The 16,041-nt window shown below is 61.3% G+C and carries 13 protein-coding genes; 4 read left to right on the top strand and 9 right to left on the bottom strand.

The window, feature by feature from the left end; translation table 11 throughout:
- Positions 1–634 precede the first annotated feature (634 nt).
- Both EIEH_RS03480 and pbpG read right to left on the bottom strand, forming a co-directional pair.
- The gene (locus tag EIEH_RS03480; RefSeq protein ID WP_226092432.1) at positions 635–1,438 is read right to left on the bottom strand and encodes a DUF808 domain-containing protein; all 804 of its coding nucleotides are present in this window, start codon (positions 1,436–1,438) and stop codon (positions 635–637) included.
- Between the two features lie 221 nt (positions 1,439–1,659).
- Entirely contained in the window at positions 1,660–2,589 is a 930-nt protein-coding gene (gene pbpG, locus EIEH_RS03475; protein ID WP_015872085.1) for a D-alanyl-D-alanine endopeptidase, read from the bottom strand.
- Between the two features lie 401 nt (positions 2,590–2,990).
- Between pbpG and EIEH_RS03470 the strand changes: the two genes are divergently transcribed.
- Entirely contained in the window at positions 2,991–3,890 is a 900-nt protein-coding gene (locus EIEH_RS03470) for an EamA family transporter (RefSeq protein WP_015872086.1), read from the top strand.
- 138 nt (positions 3,891–4,028) lie between these two features.
- Positions 4,029–5,009, top strand: a complete 981-nt coding sequence (locus EIEH_RS03465) for a bile acid:sodium symporter (protein WP_015872087.1) — start codon at positions 4,029–4,031, stop codon at positions 5,007–5,009.
- A 12-nt stretch (positions 5,010–5,021) separates the two neighbouring features.
- Here the strand turns inward: EIEH_RS03465 and dusC are convergent, their stop codons facing one another.
- The 7 genes from dusC to bioB form a co-directional block, all read right to left on the bottom strand.
- On the bottom strand, positions 5,022–5,978 hold the full coding sequence (gene dusC, locus EIEH_RS03460; RefSeq protein WP_035608691.1) for a tRNA dihydrouridine(16) synthase DusC: 957 nt from the start codon (positions 5,976–5,978) through the stop codon (positions 5,022–5,024).
- Positions 5,979–6,061: 83 nt separating this feature from the next.
- A complete protein-coding gene (locus EIEH_RS03455; RefSeq protein WP_015872089.1) occupies positions 6,062–6,334 on the bottom strand; it encodes a VF530 family protein in 273 nt (90 codons plus the stop codon).
- 74 nt (positions 6,335–6,408) lie between these two features.
- On the bottom strand, positions 6,409–8,427 hold the full coding sequence (uvrB, locus tag EIEH_RS03450) for an excinuclease ABC subunit UvrB (protein WP_015872090.1): 2,019 nt from the start codon (positions 8,425–8,427) through the stop codon (positions 6,409–6,411).
- Positions 8,428–9,021: 594 nt separating this feature from the next.
- Positions 9,022–9,711: a dethiobiotin synthase gene (gene bioD / locus EIEH_RS03445; RefSeq protein WP_035608688.1), complete on the bottom strand. Its 690-nt coding sequence runs from the start codon at positions 9,709–9,711 to the stop codon at positions 9,022–9,024.
- Positions 9,704–10,471, bottom strand: a complete 768-nt coding sequence (gene bioC / locus EIEH_RS03440) for a malonyl-ACP O-methyltransferase BioC (RefSeq protein WP_015872093.1) — start codon at positions 10,469–10,471, stop codon at positions 9,704–9,706. Before bioC ends, bioD begins: the two co-directional genes overlap by 8 nt.
- The gene (bioF, locus tag EIEH_RS03435) at positions 10,458–11,606 is read right to left on the bottom strand and encodes an 8-amino-7-oxononanoate synthase (RefSeq protein WP_015872094.1); all 1,149 of its coding nucleotides are present in this window, start codon (positions 11,604–11,606) and stop codon (positions 10,458–10,460) included. The genes bioC and bioF overlap by 14 nt, the downstream gene beginning before the upstream one ends.
- A gap of 2 nt (positions 11,607–11,608) precedes the next feature.
- Positions 11,609–12,643, bottom strand: coding sequence for a biotin synthase BioB (gene bioB / locus EIEH_RS03430; protein ID WP_172468367.1), 1,035 nt, complete (start codon positions 12,641–12,643; stop codon positions 11,609–11,611).
- 211 nt (positions 12,644–12,854) lie between these two features.
- On the opposite strand from bioB, the gene bioA reads away from it, so the two are divergent.
- Together bioA and ggt are read left to right on the top strand one after the other, a co-directional pair.
- A complete protein-coding gene (gene bioA, locus EIEH_RS03425) occupies positions 12,855–14,144 on the top strand; it encodes an adenosylmethionine--8-amino-7-oxononanoate transaminase (protein ID WP_015872096.1) in 1,290 nt (429 codons plus the stop codon).
- 102 nt (positions 14,145–14,246) lie between these two features.
- A complete protein-coding gene (ggt, locus tag EIEH_RS03420) occupies positions 14,247–16,001 on the top strand; it encodes a gamma-glutamyltransferase (RefSeq protein WP_015872097.1) in 1,755 nt (584 codons plus the stop codon).
- The last annotated feature ends 40 nt before the right edge of the window (positions 16,002–16,041 follow it).

Raw genomic sequence — 16,041 nt, 5'->3', positions numbered from 1 at the left:
CTGGCCTCGGTCTAAGATTAATAAAATTACGATTGCTTTCAATACAAACAACCGAAAAACATGATTGCTTTCACAAACTTTCGAATAACAGCCAAAGACTTTCAAAAAGCTCCCGTTCACATCCTGCCCAAGGCGCGGTGCCGTCCGCTATTGGACTACGCTCGCCGTAGAGCAGAGACAGATCCCAGCATATCCAGCAGCGACGGCTATACCCTGTTTCTACGCATCAGGCTGCCCACTGTGCATGGTAGCAAACGAAAACAACCATCTTCGTTAAGTTACGCAAAAAATGAAATAAAAAACGAATAAAAGCAAAAAACCGCAAAAACACACAACAAAAACGAGCAAAGGGAGAAAACGCCTCAACCAACCGCATTACACACGCTTTTCGTCCCACATAACGCTTTGCCCGCTATTTATCCAAAGATCACCGCCGGAAAGCAAGCGTTAAATCCGCTGTCAGCAACGCGTTAGCGCCACAGGCACCCTGTATCGGAGAGGCATTAGTCATACCTTTCAGACACCTTCGTGGAAGTGCGAAAGTTAAAATAATCAGATCCCGGCAATAACACAGAAAAAGAAAAGGAAGGGAAAGCAGGAAGACAAACGGGGCAACGACGGCGCCCCACCGTGATCAACGCCGCAGCAGACGCCGCACGCCGAGGATCAGTGAAACCCAAAGTCCCCCCAGCAGGATACCGAACAGCATATTCAACAGCGATGGCCCAATGTCGCCCAGCAACACCCCAACGCTGGGCAGCCCAACGGCAGACGGGCTCAGGGCCGCAATGCCGTGATACAGCCCGGGCAGTCCGTGCACGACGATACCGCCCCCTACCATGAACATGGCGGCCGTTCCGACCACCGACAACAGACGCATCAGCCAGGGCGCTGCATTCAGCAGTGCCCGCACCAGGCTGCGCGCAAGAATACCCGATCTGGCGCGTAGCCACAGCCCGGCGTCATCCAGTTTCACGATCAGCCCCACCAGACCATATACGCCAAGAGTCATCACCAGCGCGATGCCGCACAGCACCAGCACCTGCTGCACAAACCCTGCGCTGGCGACCGTACCCAGCGTAATTGCCACGATTTCAGCGGAAAGAATGAAGTCGGTGTGGATGGTCCCCTTCACTTTCTCACGTTCATAGGCCTGTATATCGTCCGGCAGCGACGGCTCGGCGTGCTGCGGATCATACCCACGCTGCAACCACTGATGGGCCAGCTTCTCTGCGCCTTCATTGCATAAAAAGACGCCGCCCAGCATCAGCAGTGGCGTAATAAGCCAGGGCACCAGGGCACTGATCAGCAGGGCCAGCGGCACCAGAATCGCCTTGTTCAGCAGGGAACCGCGCGCCACCGCCCACACCACCGGCAGCTCACGATCGGCGTTGACGCCGCTCACCTGCTGCGTGCTGAGCGCCAAATCGTCACCCAGTCGCTGACGGTCCTACGTCGCCGCCATCTTACTCATCAGCGCCACATCATCCAGCAGTGAGGCGATATCATCAATCAGAGTCAATAAACTGCGGCCGGCCACCGTCAATATACTTCACACCGGGGAGATCCCCATCATAGGCTGATGCCATAAAAAAACCGTGCGCCAACAGGCGCACGCGGGAGCAGAGAATCGCGCGCCCCGCTACGGGGTGAGCGAACTCAGTTTTCGGCCAGACGCTGGCCCAGGTTTTTCTGCTGTTTATAGCTTAACGCCACCGCCGGAACCGGAGCGGACTTCCCCGTCAGCATCCATTCGCGCAGCCGATTGGCATCGGCAAAATGGGTATACTTGCCAAAGGCATCCAATACCACCAGCGCCACCGGGCGACCACCGATCACCGTCCGCATCGCCAGGCAGTGCCCCGCCTGGTTGGTAAAGCCGGTCTTGGTCATCTGGATATCCCACTTGTCGTTGCGCAGCAGATGGTTGGTGTTATTAAAGGTTTCAGTATAGGTCGGATGGGTAAACGTGACACTCCTGGTCTCCGTGGTACTCAGCTCGCCAATCAGCGGATAGCCCTTTGCCGCCTGCAGCAGTTTGACCAGATCGCGGGCGCTCGATACGTTGTCCGGTGACAGCCCGGTCGGCTCTACATAGTGCGTGCGGGTCATCCCCAGCGCCCGGGCCTTGGCGTTCATTGCCCGGATAAACGCATCGTAGCCGCCGGGGTAGTGGTGCGCCAATGTCGCGGCAGCGCGGTTCTCCGACGACATCAGCGCCAGCAGCAGCATTTGGCGGCGGGTCAGCTCGCTGCCCACCCGGACCCGGGAGAATACGCCCTTCAACTCTTTGGTACGGTGAATGTCGACCGCGATAACCTCATCCAGATTGGGGTGCGCATCCAGCGTCACCATCGCCGTCATCAGCTTGGTTATCGAGGCGATCGGCACCTGAATATCGGGGTGGCTGGCGTAGATAACCTGATGATTATTCAGATCCACCACCATCGCGCTGCCCGATGCCAACGTCAGCGGTGCGCGCAGCTCGGCAGCGGCACGCGGCTCGCTGGCCTGAGCAGCCGGAAGAGCGCTGATGCTGCCGCCCAGAATCAACAGACTTAACAGGGAGTAACGGAGTTTAACAGCCATGTTTCTTCATTAATCTCACAAGGAATGGACCCGGTATACGCCGGGAAGCCCACCGCACCGATGACCGACAGCGGTCCCCGGGTAGGAGTACGGAGCCAAACGTCATGTCCATCATGGGTTTACGCCCCTCAGCACCCTCCATCTGCTCAGACGGCGCTGCGTAGCGAGACTACGCGGCACACAGCCTAATCGCTCGGTCGGAAGGCGGCAAAAATAAAAATGTTTCCGTATGTGAATCGCTGCGCAGCGGCGACGGTGCGAAATATCGCTGCGCGACAGCGCGAAAAAACACACGAAAGGGTACCATTGACTATAGTTGTTTTATCAGAGAGATACATAAAAAATGCCTGAGCGGCCTGCGCGGTGGCACCGGGGTAATAACCTAACGTGGAGAGTGGACTATGGGGCTAAAAGATACCCTGCTGGCGCTGTTGGTGGTGGCGATCTGGGGCGTGGGATTCGTAGTGATGCAGGCGGGGCTGCAGCATTTACCGCCGCTGCTGCTGGGCGGTCTACGCTGCCTGCTGCTGGCGTTGCCGGCGGTATTTCTGCTGCCGCGCCCCGCTCTGCCCGCCCATACGCTGATCCTGTATGGACTGCTAATCGGCTTCGGTCAGTTCACCTTTCTATTTTTTGCCCTTCAGGGCGGCCTCAGCGCGGGCGTGGCGGCAATGCTGCTACAGCTGCAGCTGCTGTTTACCCTACTGCTGGGCGCCCTGCTGTTTGGCGAGCGCATCCGCAGCAGCCAAATTATCGCCCTGCTGTTTGTCCTCACCGGTCTGGCGCTGCTGCTGCATCCGGGCCTGACGGGACTGCCGCTGTCGCGCGGGGTCATCCTGCTCGGGCTGGGGGCGGCCCTCTGTCTGGCGCTGGGCAATCTGATTCAGCGCCTGCGCATCCGCGATAATATTCAGGGCTCCCTGCCTGCGCTGATCGCCTGGGCGGCGCTGGCGCCCATTATCCCCTTCTTTCTCGCCGCCTGGCTGTTCAACGGCGCTCAGGCGACCCTGACCTCCCTGCGTACGCTGGACTTCAGCGTGCTGCTGGCGCTGATCTATCTGGCCTATATCGCCACCCATCTGGCCTATGCCATCTGGGGGCGACTACTGTTGCGTAACCGGACAACGCACCTGATGCCGTTTACCCTGCTGATCCCACTGGTGGCACTGGGGGCCGATCTGCTCATCTATGGCGATCGCTTCAGCCCTGCCCAGCTCTATAGTCTGCTGTTGATCCTGCTGGGGCTGGCGCTGGCGGTACTGGGCAACCGCCTGATAGATTTCCGCCTGGTGCGCCATTAACGCCAACACATCCCCCTACGGCGGTGCGCCGGAAAACCGGCCCACCGCATCATTACCCCTACGGTTCCCGGTATGTTTTGCCCCGCCTTTTACCGTTATGATGCCCAGCCAGACTCTTTAACCACGAAGCACAACATCATGAACGCAATGCGTGACTGGCTGGAGCGCCGCCAGATTACTCTCTATTTTTCTGCAATCCTGCTGGCGGTACTGCTGGCCTGTACCTTTCCCGACGGCGCACGTTTCAGCACCGCCATTACCCCCGCGCTGGCGCTGATGCTGTATGCCACCTTTTTGCAGCTGCCTTTCGCTGAACTGCGGCACGCCTTTAGCCGCCCACGGTTTCTGCTGCCGCTTCTCCTGACCCAGTTTCTGTTGATCCCGGCGCTGGTTGCCCTGCTGCTTCCCCTCCTGCCGCACGATCCCCTGTTGCGGCTCGGCGTGTTGCTGGTGCTGCTTTCGCCCTGCATCGACTATGTGGTGACATTCGCCCAGCTCGGGCGTGCCGATGCGCGCCTGCTGCTCGCCGCGACACCGCTGCTGCTGCTGCTGCAAGTGTTGCTGCTCCCGCTCTATCTGCACCTGCTTCTCGGCGGGCAGGCGGCAAGCGTGGTCCGCCCGGCACCATTTATTGAGGCGTTTATCGGATTAATCGTGCTGCCGCTGGGTCTGGCGGCGCTGACCCAGCGGGTATGCCGCCGCAGTCGCCGCGGGCAGGCCATTGCCGGGGGGCTCACGCTGTTGCCGGTACCGTCCACCGCCCTGGTCCTGGGGATCGTCGTCGCCACAACCCTGCCACAGCTCAGTGACGCAATCACGCTTATCTGGCGCGTGATACCGCTGTACCTGACATTCGCTGTCGCCGCACCGCTGACAGGCTGGACGGTGGCGAGGCTGTTCCGCCTTGAGGCGCCGGCCGGGCGCGCGCTCGCCTTCAGCGCGGCCACCCGTAATTCGCTGGTGGTGCTGCCGCTGGCGCTCGCCGTCCCCGGCGCAACTCCGCTGCTTCCGGCCGTGATAGTGGCCCAGACGGTCGTCGAACTGGCGAGCGAGCTGATTTATATTCGGCTGATACCGCGCCTGGGTTCGCGGGGCAAAGAGGCGGGGAGACCGACCTGATACTCCACCCCGTTATCGGACGCTCTCCAGCGTGCCGATGGCCGTTACGATCGCGCGGCTATCCATCAGCGGGCGAATCTGACGGAACAGGGCATCGGCCTGGGGATACTCCTTACGCAGATAGCTCAGCCACTGCTTGATGCGCGCCACGTGATACAGCCCGGTATCTCCCTGCTTCTCCAGCCGGACGTAGCGCTGTAGCAGCGTGACCACCTGCAGCCACGGCATCTTCGGTGCATTCGCTTTGATAACCCGACTCAGGTTGGGGATATTCAGCGCGCCGCGCCCGATCATCAGCGCATCACACCCGCTCTGCGCCAGACACGCCTGGGCGCTGGCGTAGTCCCAGATCTCGCCGTTGGCGATCACCGGGATCCGCAGACGGCGACGGATCTCGCCGATCGCCTCCCAATTGATCCGATCGGCGCGGTAGCCATCCTCTTTGGTGCGACCGTGTACCACCAGCTCCGTCGCCCCACCCTGCTGTACCGCATCGGCGATTTCAAAACGCTGGCTGTCGCACGCCCAGCCCAGACGCACCTTCACCGTCAGCGGCAAGTGTGCCGGTATCGCCTGACGCATCGCCTGCACTCCGGCATAAATCAACGCCGGATCTTTTAACAGCGTGGCACCGCCGCCGCTGCCATTGACCGCCTTAGAAGGGCAACCGCAGTTGAAGTCCACCCCCGGCGAGCCCAGCGTCACCGCGCGCAGGGCGTTCTCCGCCAGCCAATGCGGCGACTGTCCCAGCAGCTGAATACGCACCGGCGTGCCGCTCAGGGTCTGACTGCGACGGTACAGCTCCGGACACAGGCGGTAGAACACCCTCTCCGGCAGCAGCCTGTCCACCACCCGCACAAACTCGGTGATGCACAGATCGTAGTCGTTCACCTCGCTGAGCAGCTCGCGCACCAAGGCATCCAGCACCCCCTCCATCGGCGCCAGCAGCACCCGTTTCACTTTCAGCATCGCATTATCCTCAGATTCTCCCCTCACGCCATGCGTGACCGGCGCAGAGAGTACTGAGCTCCCCATCCGTCCGCAACAGGGATTCACTCGCCGTCGCCGCGCTGCCGCCAACCGCCCCAGGGGGTATCCGCAGCAGGCACCTCTGACTGCAGGGAGTCCAGATACAGCGCTTCGACCTTGGCGCGGGCCCAGGGTGTCCGACGCAGAAACTTCAGGCTGGATTTAATGCTGGGATCGCTCAGAAAGCAGTTGATGGCGATGCGACGGCCGAGCTCCGGCCAGCCGTAGCGCGCTACCAACGCCGTCAGCAGGGCTTCCAGGGTTACCCCGTGCAGGGGATCGCGTGATGGGTTCATAGTGTCTCCGCTTGGCATAAAAGGGGGCTTACCCTAACGGCACAGGAGCCGCCGGGCAAGCAAAAGCTGTGCGCCTAGGACGCATTCTTAAACTGCTCGCGCAGAATATGGATCTCGTCGCGCAGGGCCGCGGCCTGCTCAAACTCCAGGTTCTGGGCATGTTGGTACATCTGCGTCTCCAAGCGCTGGATCTGCTGCTCGATCTGCTTCGCCGACAGCGTGTGGTAGTCTGGATGAGGCTCTGCCGCACGCTGTCCGCGCGCCCCTTTCGTCCGGCTACGTACCGGGCCATCGCCCAGCTGCAGGATATCCGTGACCTTCTTGTTCAGCGCCTGCGGCGTGATGCCGTGCGCCAGGTTAAATGCCTGCTGACGCTCGCGGCGGCGCTCCGTCTCCCCGATCGCCCGCGCCATCGACGGGGTGATTTTGTCGGCATAGAGGATCGCCTTGCCGTTCAGGTTACGCGCCGCCCGGCCAATGGTCTGGATCAGCGAGCGCTCCGAGCGCAGGAAGCCTTCCTTGTCCGCGTCCAGAATCGCCACCAGCGACACCTCCGGCATATCCAGCCCCTCGCGCAGCAGGTTGATCCCCACCAGCGCGTCAAACTCGCCCAGGCGCAGATCGCGGATGATCTCCATCCGCTCGACGGTGTCGATATCGGAGTGCAGGTAGCGCACCCGCACGCCGTGCTCTTCCAGATACTCGGTCAAATCTTCGGCCATGCGCTTGGTCAGGGTGGTCACCAGCACCCGCTCACCGATGGCGGCGCGCAGATTGATCTCCGACAGCAGATCGTCCACCTGGGTCGCCACCGGGCGCACCTCGATCAGCGGATCGAGCAGTCCCGTCGGGCGCACCACCTGGTCGATCACCTCGCCGCCCGACTTATCCAGCTCGTAGTTGCCCGGGGTCGCCGACACATAGATGGTCTGCGGTGCCAGCGCCTCAAACTCCTCAAAACGCAGCGGCCGGTTATCCAGCGCCGATGGCAGGCGGAAGCCATACTCCACCAGCGTCTCTTTACGCGCCCGGTCACCGCGGTACATCCCGCCGATCTGCGGGATAGTCACATGGGACTCATCGATCACCAGCAGGCCGTCCGCCGGCAGGTAGTCAAACAGGGTCGGCGGCGGCTCGCCGGGCCCGCGTCCGGAGAGATAGCGGGAGTAGTTCTCGATCCCCGAACAGTAGCCCAGCTCGTTCATCATCTCCAAATCGAACTGGGTGCGCTGGGCCAGACGCTGCTCTTCCAGCAGCTTGTTACTGGCCAGCAGCGACTGACGGCGCATCGCCAGCTCGGCGCGGATCGCCTCCATCGCCTGCAGGATGCGTTCGCGCGGGGTCACATAGTGAGTCTTCGGGTAGACGGTAAAGCGCGGCACCGTGCGCAGCAGCTGTCCGGTGAGAGGATCGAACAGCGACAGACGCTCCACCTCGTCATCAAACAGCTCCACCCGAAGCGCCTCATCGTCGGCCTCCGCCGGGAAGATGTCGATCACCTCGCCGCGTACCCGAAAGGTCCCGCGCGCGAACGCCTGATCGTTACGGACATACTGCAGCTCGGAGAGGCGGCGCAGAATGCTGCGCTGATCGATCAGCATCCCCTGTGTCAGATGCAGCATCATTTTCAGGTACAGATCGGGATCGCCCAGGCCGTAAATCGCGGAAACCGAGGCGACCACCACCACGTCGCGCCGCTCCAGCAGTGCCTTGGTGGCCGACAGGCGCATCTGCTCAATGTGCTCGTTGACCGATGCGTCCTTTTCGATAAAGGTATCCGAGCTGGGCACATAGGCTTCCGGCTGGTAGTAATCGTAGTAGGAGACAAAGTACTCCACCGCATTCTCCGGAAAGAACTGCTTCATCTCGCCGTACAGCTGGGCAGCCAGCGTCTTGTTGGGCGCCATCACCATGGTCGGCCGGTTAAGATCGGCGATCACATTGGCGATGGTAAACGTCTTGCCTGAGCCGGTCACCCCCAGCAGGGTCTGATGCGCCAGACCGTCCTCCAACCCCTCTTCCAGGCGACGGATCGCCTCAGGTTGATCGCCGGAAGGCTGAAAGGCGGAATGCAGTTTGAAGGTTTTACTCATGGCTCACTACCCCATTACGCGGCGGCGGCACGCTGGCAGAAGAACCGTGCTGCTCTGCACCGGATTATTGTGTGAACCGGCTATATTACTGGATACTTACCCAGCTTAAAATACCCGCACTCAGGAGCCTCCTGCCATGTTCACATCCGTTTCACAATTTTCACTACAGAGTGACATTTATCCCCATTTCATCCCCTGCTGGCTCATCCTGCCGACAATGGTGTTGTCAAGGGGCCACCGCGCGGGCCAGGAAAGTTTCTTTACATCTTGATTTTAATTAATCAATTGATATTTAAATAAAATATCACAAAGCCGACAATCCAGGCGAGTTAAGTACAGACCGCGCTGGCTCTGGCTTTGCCCTGGTTTTCTAGACCTAATGCACAAGGTTATCCACAGGAATAGTGGATAAGTATGCCCATCCCGCCCGGCAACGGTGCCGCCGCCGGGGAAAATTTTTTTCTCCCCGGTGCAGGCATCACTTTATTGAACCATTTTTTAGATGGGAAAATAAAAAATAAACTATATTTGTGCTAAGTATAAAACAGGAAAAATAACGCCACAGCGCCGGATATACAGCGCTGTGACCTGCCATCACGGCAGCAGCGCAGACAAATCCAGACAGGCAGCGCGCGCCAGACTGTCCTGTCCAGGTACAAACGGGATCTCCCCGAGACAAGGAGCAGGCAACAGCGTATGCAGTGTGTTCAGATACTCGCCGTGGCGAGTCCCGGGAGTCTGTACCTGATTAGCAACCCACCCGGCCAGCCTCAGCCCGGCGCTTTCGATGGCGTGGGCGCTGAGCAGGGCGTGGTTAATACAGCCCAGCTTGACGCCTACGGTCAAAATTACCGGCAGCTTTTCCGACGCTACCCAGCTATTGAAGCCATACGCCAGACTTAAGGGGGTAAACCAGCCACCCGCCCCCTCCACGACCACCCACTGCGCCCGACGCTGCAGGTAGCGCAGCCCGGCGCTGAGACGCCGCGGGTCGATGGGGGTTTCCGCCTCGGCACTGACGATGTGCGGCGCGGTCGCCTCGGCGAAGGTATAGGGATTCACCTGCGCATAGCGCAGCTGCAGGCTGGACGCCGCCTGCAGCGCCAGTGCATCATCGTTACACAGCGCGCCTGCGCACAGACGGCTGCCGGAGGCGACCGGTTTATAACCGGCGGTAGTCAACCCACGGCACGCCGCCGCCTGCAGCAGCGTGGTGCTGACCACGGTTTTCCCCACATCGGTATCGGTACCGGTCACAAACCAGCTCCACACTTGCCTATTCACGCATCAATTCTCCAACCACAAGCTGATAACTCAGCGCCACGCCATGCGCATCGCGCGGGTACACCTGCGCCAGACGGGCCAAACGCTGCCGTCCGTTCAGGCCACCATGGCGCCCCTCATGCAGATGCGTCGCGCCGATCTCCTTCAGAGAGCGCATCAGCGCCAGCACATCGGGAAAATAACAACGCTCTTGATGAAAGGTCAGCCGGTGATGGTAAGGCGCGCAGGCCGCAGCAATCTGGTCAACGGAAAGAAACGGGTTCACATGCCGCCGTCCATCCACCTGTAGCCAGGCTGTCCCCAACTCCTGCAGCGACCCGTCCGCCAGGGTACTGAATACGACACGTCCGCCCGGACGGGTGACCCGCATCAGCTCAGACAGCGCCCGGGGCAACGAAGCGCACCACTGAATGGCCAGATTGCAAAAGCAGAGATCGACACAGCCCGCAGAGAGCGGCAAATGCTCCATATCCGCCAACAGATAATCGCGTGCACTGTTGATCTGTCGCGCCTGCGCCAACATCCCTGGTGCCAAATCCAGCGCAGTCGCCCGGTAATCCATCGCTGTCAGGCGACGGCTGAAATACCCGGTGCCACAGCCGGCATCCAGCGCCTTCCGGCCCAACCCCTCTGCCGGTAACAGCGCCAGCAGGCGTTCCCCACAGCGGCGCTGGAAGGCCGCCGCACCGTCATAGCTGTGCGCGGCGCGGCTAAAGGCGGCCGCCAGCGCTGGCTTGTTTACCCAGTCACACTGACTCATGCAATGCCTCCAGCAACCGCTCAATATCCTGCGGATAATGCGCTGCACTCAGAGTAATTCGCAGGCGCGCGCCGCCGGGTGGTACGGTGGGCGGACGCATGGCGCACACCCACAGGCCGCGCTGACGCAGGCGTTGTGCCAACGTCAGCGCCGCCTGATTATCCCCGACGATCAGCGGCTGGATAGCGCTATCGGACGCCGCCAGAGTGAACTCACCGCCCGTCAGCCCCCGGCGTAACTGCGCCACATGTTGCGCCAACCGCGCCCGTGGCGCATCGGCCCCGCGCACCACCTGCAGCGCAGCCTGTAGGGCGCAGGCCTGCGCCGGCGGCATGCTGGTGCTGTAGATCAGATGGCGGGCAAACTGCAGCAGGTATTCCGCCGTCGCCTCGCCGCACAGCAGCGCCGCACCGCCGATGCCAAAGGCCTTGCCAAAGGTGACGATCAGCAGATCGGGGCGAATCCCCTGCGCATCGCAGCTACCGCGCCCCTTACGCCCGCATATACCGATACCGTGAGCGTCGTCGACCATCAACCAGGCGCCGTGGCGATCGCACTGCGCCCGCAGCGCCGCCAACGGGGCGCTGTCGCCGTCCATGCTGAAGACCCCCTCGGTCACCACCAGTGTCTCACCCTCACAGGGAGCCGCCAGCAAGGCCGCAAGCGAGGCGGGCTGATTATGCTGAAAACGACGCAGGGATGACGGTGCCAGCATCGCCGCCTCCATCAGCGAGGCGTGGCTCAGCCTATCCGCCAGCACCCTATCCTGACGCTGCATCAGCGCCAGGATCAGTGCCTGATTGGCGGCAAAACCGGAGATAAACAGCAGCGCACGCGGGTAGCCGAGCCACTCGGCCAGCGCACGCTCCAGCGCCGCGTGGGCCGTGGTTTGCCCGGTCACGTGTGCCGAACCGCCGGAGCCGCTGCCGTAGCGCACCAGCCCCTGCTGCCAGGCCGCGATCGGCGCCGGATGCTGACTCAGCCCCAGATAATCATTGGATGAAAAATTAATATAGTGCCGTCCCTCAACGATGATCTCTCGTCCGCCGGGCGCCTCGCGCACCGTTCGGCGACGATAGGCATCAGCGGCGCTGCGCACTGCCAACGCCTGGCTAAACCGTGCAGACCAGCCCACTGTCAACGCGCCGCATCATAAAACAGGTCGTCATCCGCGAGCAGTACCTGCTCCGCCAGCTGCTGCTGCTGGTTATCGCCATAGGCTACCTGCGTTTGCCGGGGATTCAGCCCCAGCTTGCGGAACAGCTGCAGATCGCGATCCTCTGAGGGATTCGGCGTGGTCAGCAGGCGACAGCCGTAAAAGAGGGAGTTGGCTCCGGCCATAAAGCACATCGCCTGAGTCTGCTCGTTCATCTGCTCGCGTCCGGCGGAGAGGCGCACGTACGAGCTTGGCATCATGATGCGCGCCGCGGCGATGGTGCGGATAAAGTCGAAGGGATCAACGTCCGGGGTTTCCGCCAGCGGTGTGCCCGCCACCTTCACCAGCATATTGATCGGCACGCTTTCCGGCGGCATCGGCAGATTGGCCAGCGCCACCAGCAGGGCCGCCCGATCGCGTACCGCCTCGCCCAGCCCGACAATCCCACCGGAACAGACCTTGATCCCCGCCTCCCGCACCCGCGCCAGGGTATCCAGGCGATCCTGATAGCGACGGGTGGTGATGATATTGGCGTAATACTCCGGTGAGGTGTCCAGATTGTGGTTGTAGTAGTCCAGCCCCGCCTGCGCCAGACGCTGGGCCTGATCGGCGTTCAGCGCCCCCAGAGTCATGCAGGTCTCCATGCCCAGCGCCTTGACCCCACGCACCATCTGCTCCAGGTAGGGCATGTCGCGTTCGTGGGGATTTTTCCACGCCGCCCCCATGCAGAAGCGGGTAGATCCGGCGGCGCGTGCCCGACGCGCGGAGTCCAGCACCTGCTCCACCTCCATCAGCCGCTCCGCCGCCAGCCCCGTTTTATAGCGGGCGCTCTGCGGACAGTATTTACAGTCCTCCGGGCAGGCGCCGGTCTTAATCGATAGCAGGGTGCTCACCTGCACCTGACGCGGATCAAAGTGTTGACGGTGAACCTGCTGCGCCTGAAACATCAGCTCCAGCAGCGGTTGCTCAAACAACGCCTGCGCCTGCGCCTGCGTCCAGCGCCCGGAATGCGGTATCTCTGCCACGGTGGCCTCTCCCTTCATCAAATCGGTAAAAGTGGGCTCAGTGTAGAACGGAGAAATATCATGTCAACCAAGTTATCAATTAAATGGTTTACAATATTAATACAGGTAAATAGCGTAATATCGGAATGCTTGATGACTAAGCGGCGTTAACACGCTACACTGTAAACCAAAAAAACATAACAAGGTTTACCTAAGTAATACCATGAACGCCAGCGACCTCGACTTTGACCGCCGCCATATCTGGCACCCCTATACTTCGATGAGCCAGCCTCTGCCGGTGTACCCGGTAACGACGGCGTCCGGCTGCGAGCTGCAGCTGGCGGATGGCCGGCGTCTGGTGGACGGCATGTCCTCCTGGTGGGCCGCCATTCATGGCTATAACCACCCCCACCTGAATCAGGCCGTTACGCGCCAGCTGGCGCAGATGGCCCATGTCATGTTCGGCGGTGTCACCCATCCCTCGGCGGTCGCCCTGTGCCAAAAGCTGGTGGGGATGACCCCCCAGGCGCTGGAGTGCGTGTTTCTGGCCGACTCCGGCTCCGTTGCCGTCGAGGTGGCACTGAAGATGGCGCTGCAGTACTGGCAGGCGCGCGGCGAACCGCGCCAGCGCTTCCTCACCCTGCGTCAGGGCTACCACGGCGATACCTTTGGCGCCATGTCGGTATGCGATCCGGATACCTCGATGCACAGCCTGTACCGCGGCTATCTGCCGCAGCACCTGTTTGCCCCCGCACCGCAGTGCGCTTTCAACGCCGAATGGGACGAGGCGGATTTTGTCCCCTTCGCTCGCCTGCTGGCAGCCCATCACCGCGAGCTTGCCGCCGTGATCCTGGAGCCCATCGTACAGGGCGCCGGTGGCATGCGCTTCTATCATCCATGCTACTTGCAGCGGGTGCGGCAGGCCTGCAGCCGCCACGGAGTGCTGCTGATCGCCGATGAGATAGCCACCGGCTTTGGCCGCAGCGGGGCGCTGTTTGCCTGCGATCACGCCAAGGTAACCCCGGATATTCTGTGCCTGGGCAAGGCGCTGACTGGCGGTTACATGACACTCGCCGCCACCCTGACCACCCGCAGCGTGGCCGACACCATCAGCAACGGCGAGGCGGGCTGCTTTATGCATGGCCCGACCTTTATGGCTAACCCGCTGGCCTGCGCTACGGCGGTAGCCAGCCTGGAGCTTATCGAGCAGGGACACTGGCGCGCTCAGGTCGCCGCCATCGAGTCTCAGCTGCGAGCGGAGCTGCTGCCGCTCAATGCGCACCCCCGCATACGCCAGGCGCGGGTGCTCGGCGCCATCGGGGTGCTGGAGACCCATCAACCGGTCAATATGGCCGCCCTGCAGGCCTTCTTTGTCGAGCAGGGGGTGTGGATCCGTCCCTTCGGCCACCTGATCTACCTGATGCCACCCTATCCGATCACCGCTGTGCAGCTGACACAGCTGACAGAGACAATCCGTGCGGCGCTGGCGTACGATGCCCATTTTTCGACCTAAATCTATTGCGCCCACATCGTCCATGGACAATGTTAACCCACCTGAATGACATAGCGCCCGGCACCGGGCACACCCTACAGCCTCTGTACACGGAGAGTGACGATGACCCGATTCCTACGGCTGGCCACCCGTATCACGGCCCTGTTGACACTGCTGCCCCTGACCACGTTGCAGGCAGCAACGCTGCCCGCCATCGAGGCTCAACAGGGTGCGGTGGTCAGTGAACAGCGGTTAGCCTCCGCAGTGGGGTTACAGATCCTGCAAGCCGGGGGCAACGCCGTTGATGCCGCCGTCGCGATGGGGTATGCGCTGGCCGTGGTCAATCCCTGCTGTGGCAATATTGGCGGCGGTGGCTTTATGACGCTCCATCTGGCCAATGGCAAAAATACCTTTATCAATTTTCGTGAAAAAGCCCCCGCAGCGGCCAGCGCCGACATGTATCTCAATGCCCAGGGCGAGCTACGCCCGGACAGTAGCCTGTATGGCTACCTCGCCGTCGCCGTTCCAGGCACCGTCGCCGGGCTTGATCATGCACTACAGCGCTATGGCACGCTCACCCGCCAGCTGGTCATGGCACCGGCCATCCGCCTTGCCCGGCAAGGGTTTATCCTGACACGCGGTGATACCGATATCATCGATAGCCAACGGAGCCGGCTGTATGCCGATCCGCTGGCGCGCGTACGTTTTTTCCGGCCTGATGGTAGCCCGCTGCAGCCTGGCGATCGCCTGACGCAACCTGAGCTGGCCGATACCCTGCAGATGCTGGCTACGCAAGGCGCTCAGGCTTTCTACCACGGTGCATTACCGCAGGCCACCAGCCAGGCGCTCCGTACCCACGGCGGTATCATCACGCCGCAAGACTTCGCCGACTACCGCATTAGTGAAACTCCGCCGATCTCCTGTCACTACCGCGGTTACCAATTTCTCTCTTCTCCTCCGCCCAGCTCCGGCGGCATCACCCTGTGCCTGCTGCTCAATATTCTGGAGGGGTATGATATCGCCCAGGCTGGATTTAACTCCGCCCAGAGCATCAGCTGGATGGTCGAGGCGATGCGTTACGCTTATCAGGATCGTAATACTCTGTTAGGGGACCCCGACTTTGTCGATATCCCGGTCAAACGTCTGCTCAGTAAAGCCTATGCCGCCGAGATCCGTCAGCGTATCAACACCGCGCAGCCGGGGTTAGCCGCTGCGCCACAGAGCAATAAAGAAAAGCCGGAGACGACCCACTACTCGGTCATTGATAAACAGGGGAATGCCGTCTCTACCACCTACACCCTTAACGGGCGCTTCGGTGCGCTAGTCATGGCGCCAGGTGGATTCTTTCTCAATAATGAGATGGACGATTTCACGATCCAGCCGGGGAAAGCCAACCTGTATGGCCTGGTTCAAGGGGAAAAAAATACCATCGCAGCGGGAAAACGTCCGCTCTCTTCCATGGCACCGACGCTGGTGTTACAACAGGAGCGGGTGGTTATGGCCCTTGGCTCCCCCGGCGGTTCGCGCATCATCAGCATCATCCTGCAAAATGCGCTGAACCTCATCGACCATGGCATGGCGCCGCAGGAGGCGATCGACGCCGCGCGTATTCACTATCAAGGGGTTCCGGATCGCCTATACATGGAGCAGCGCGGGCTCTCTCCGGATACCCAGAAACTCCTCCGCGCGCGTGGCTACACGCTGGAGGAGCAGACCCCCTGGGGCGCAGCAGAAATCATTGTCCGCGCACCACTGTCAGCCTCTAAAACGGCAGCCAGCTCCGGCAATGATGCCGCACTCTCCGGCGTAATGCGTCCCGGCCATCTCTACGCCGCCAGCGATGCCAGACGTCCCGCCGGTGCCGCTATGGGCTATTGATCCCGGCGCTGTCCCCCTGTGGACATCCGGTGTAACATTT

The organism is Edwardsiella ictaluri ATCC 33202, assembly GCF_000264785.1.
GTDB lineage: Bacteria > Pseudomonadota > Gammaproteobacteria > Enterobacterales > Enterobacteriaceae > Edwardsiella > Edwardsiella ictaluri.
This window is presented reverse-complemented; position numbering and strand designations above follow the sequence as displayed.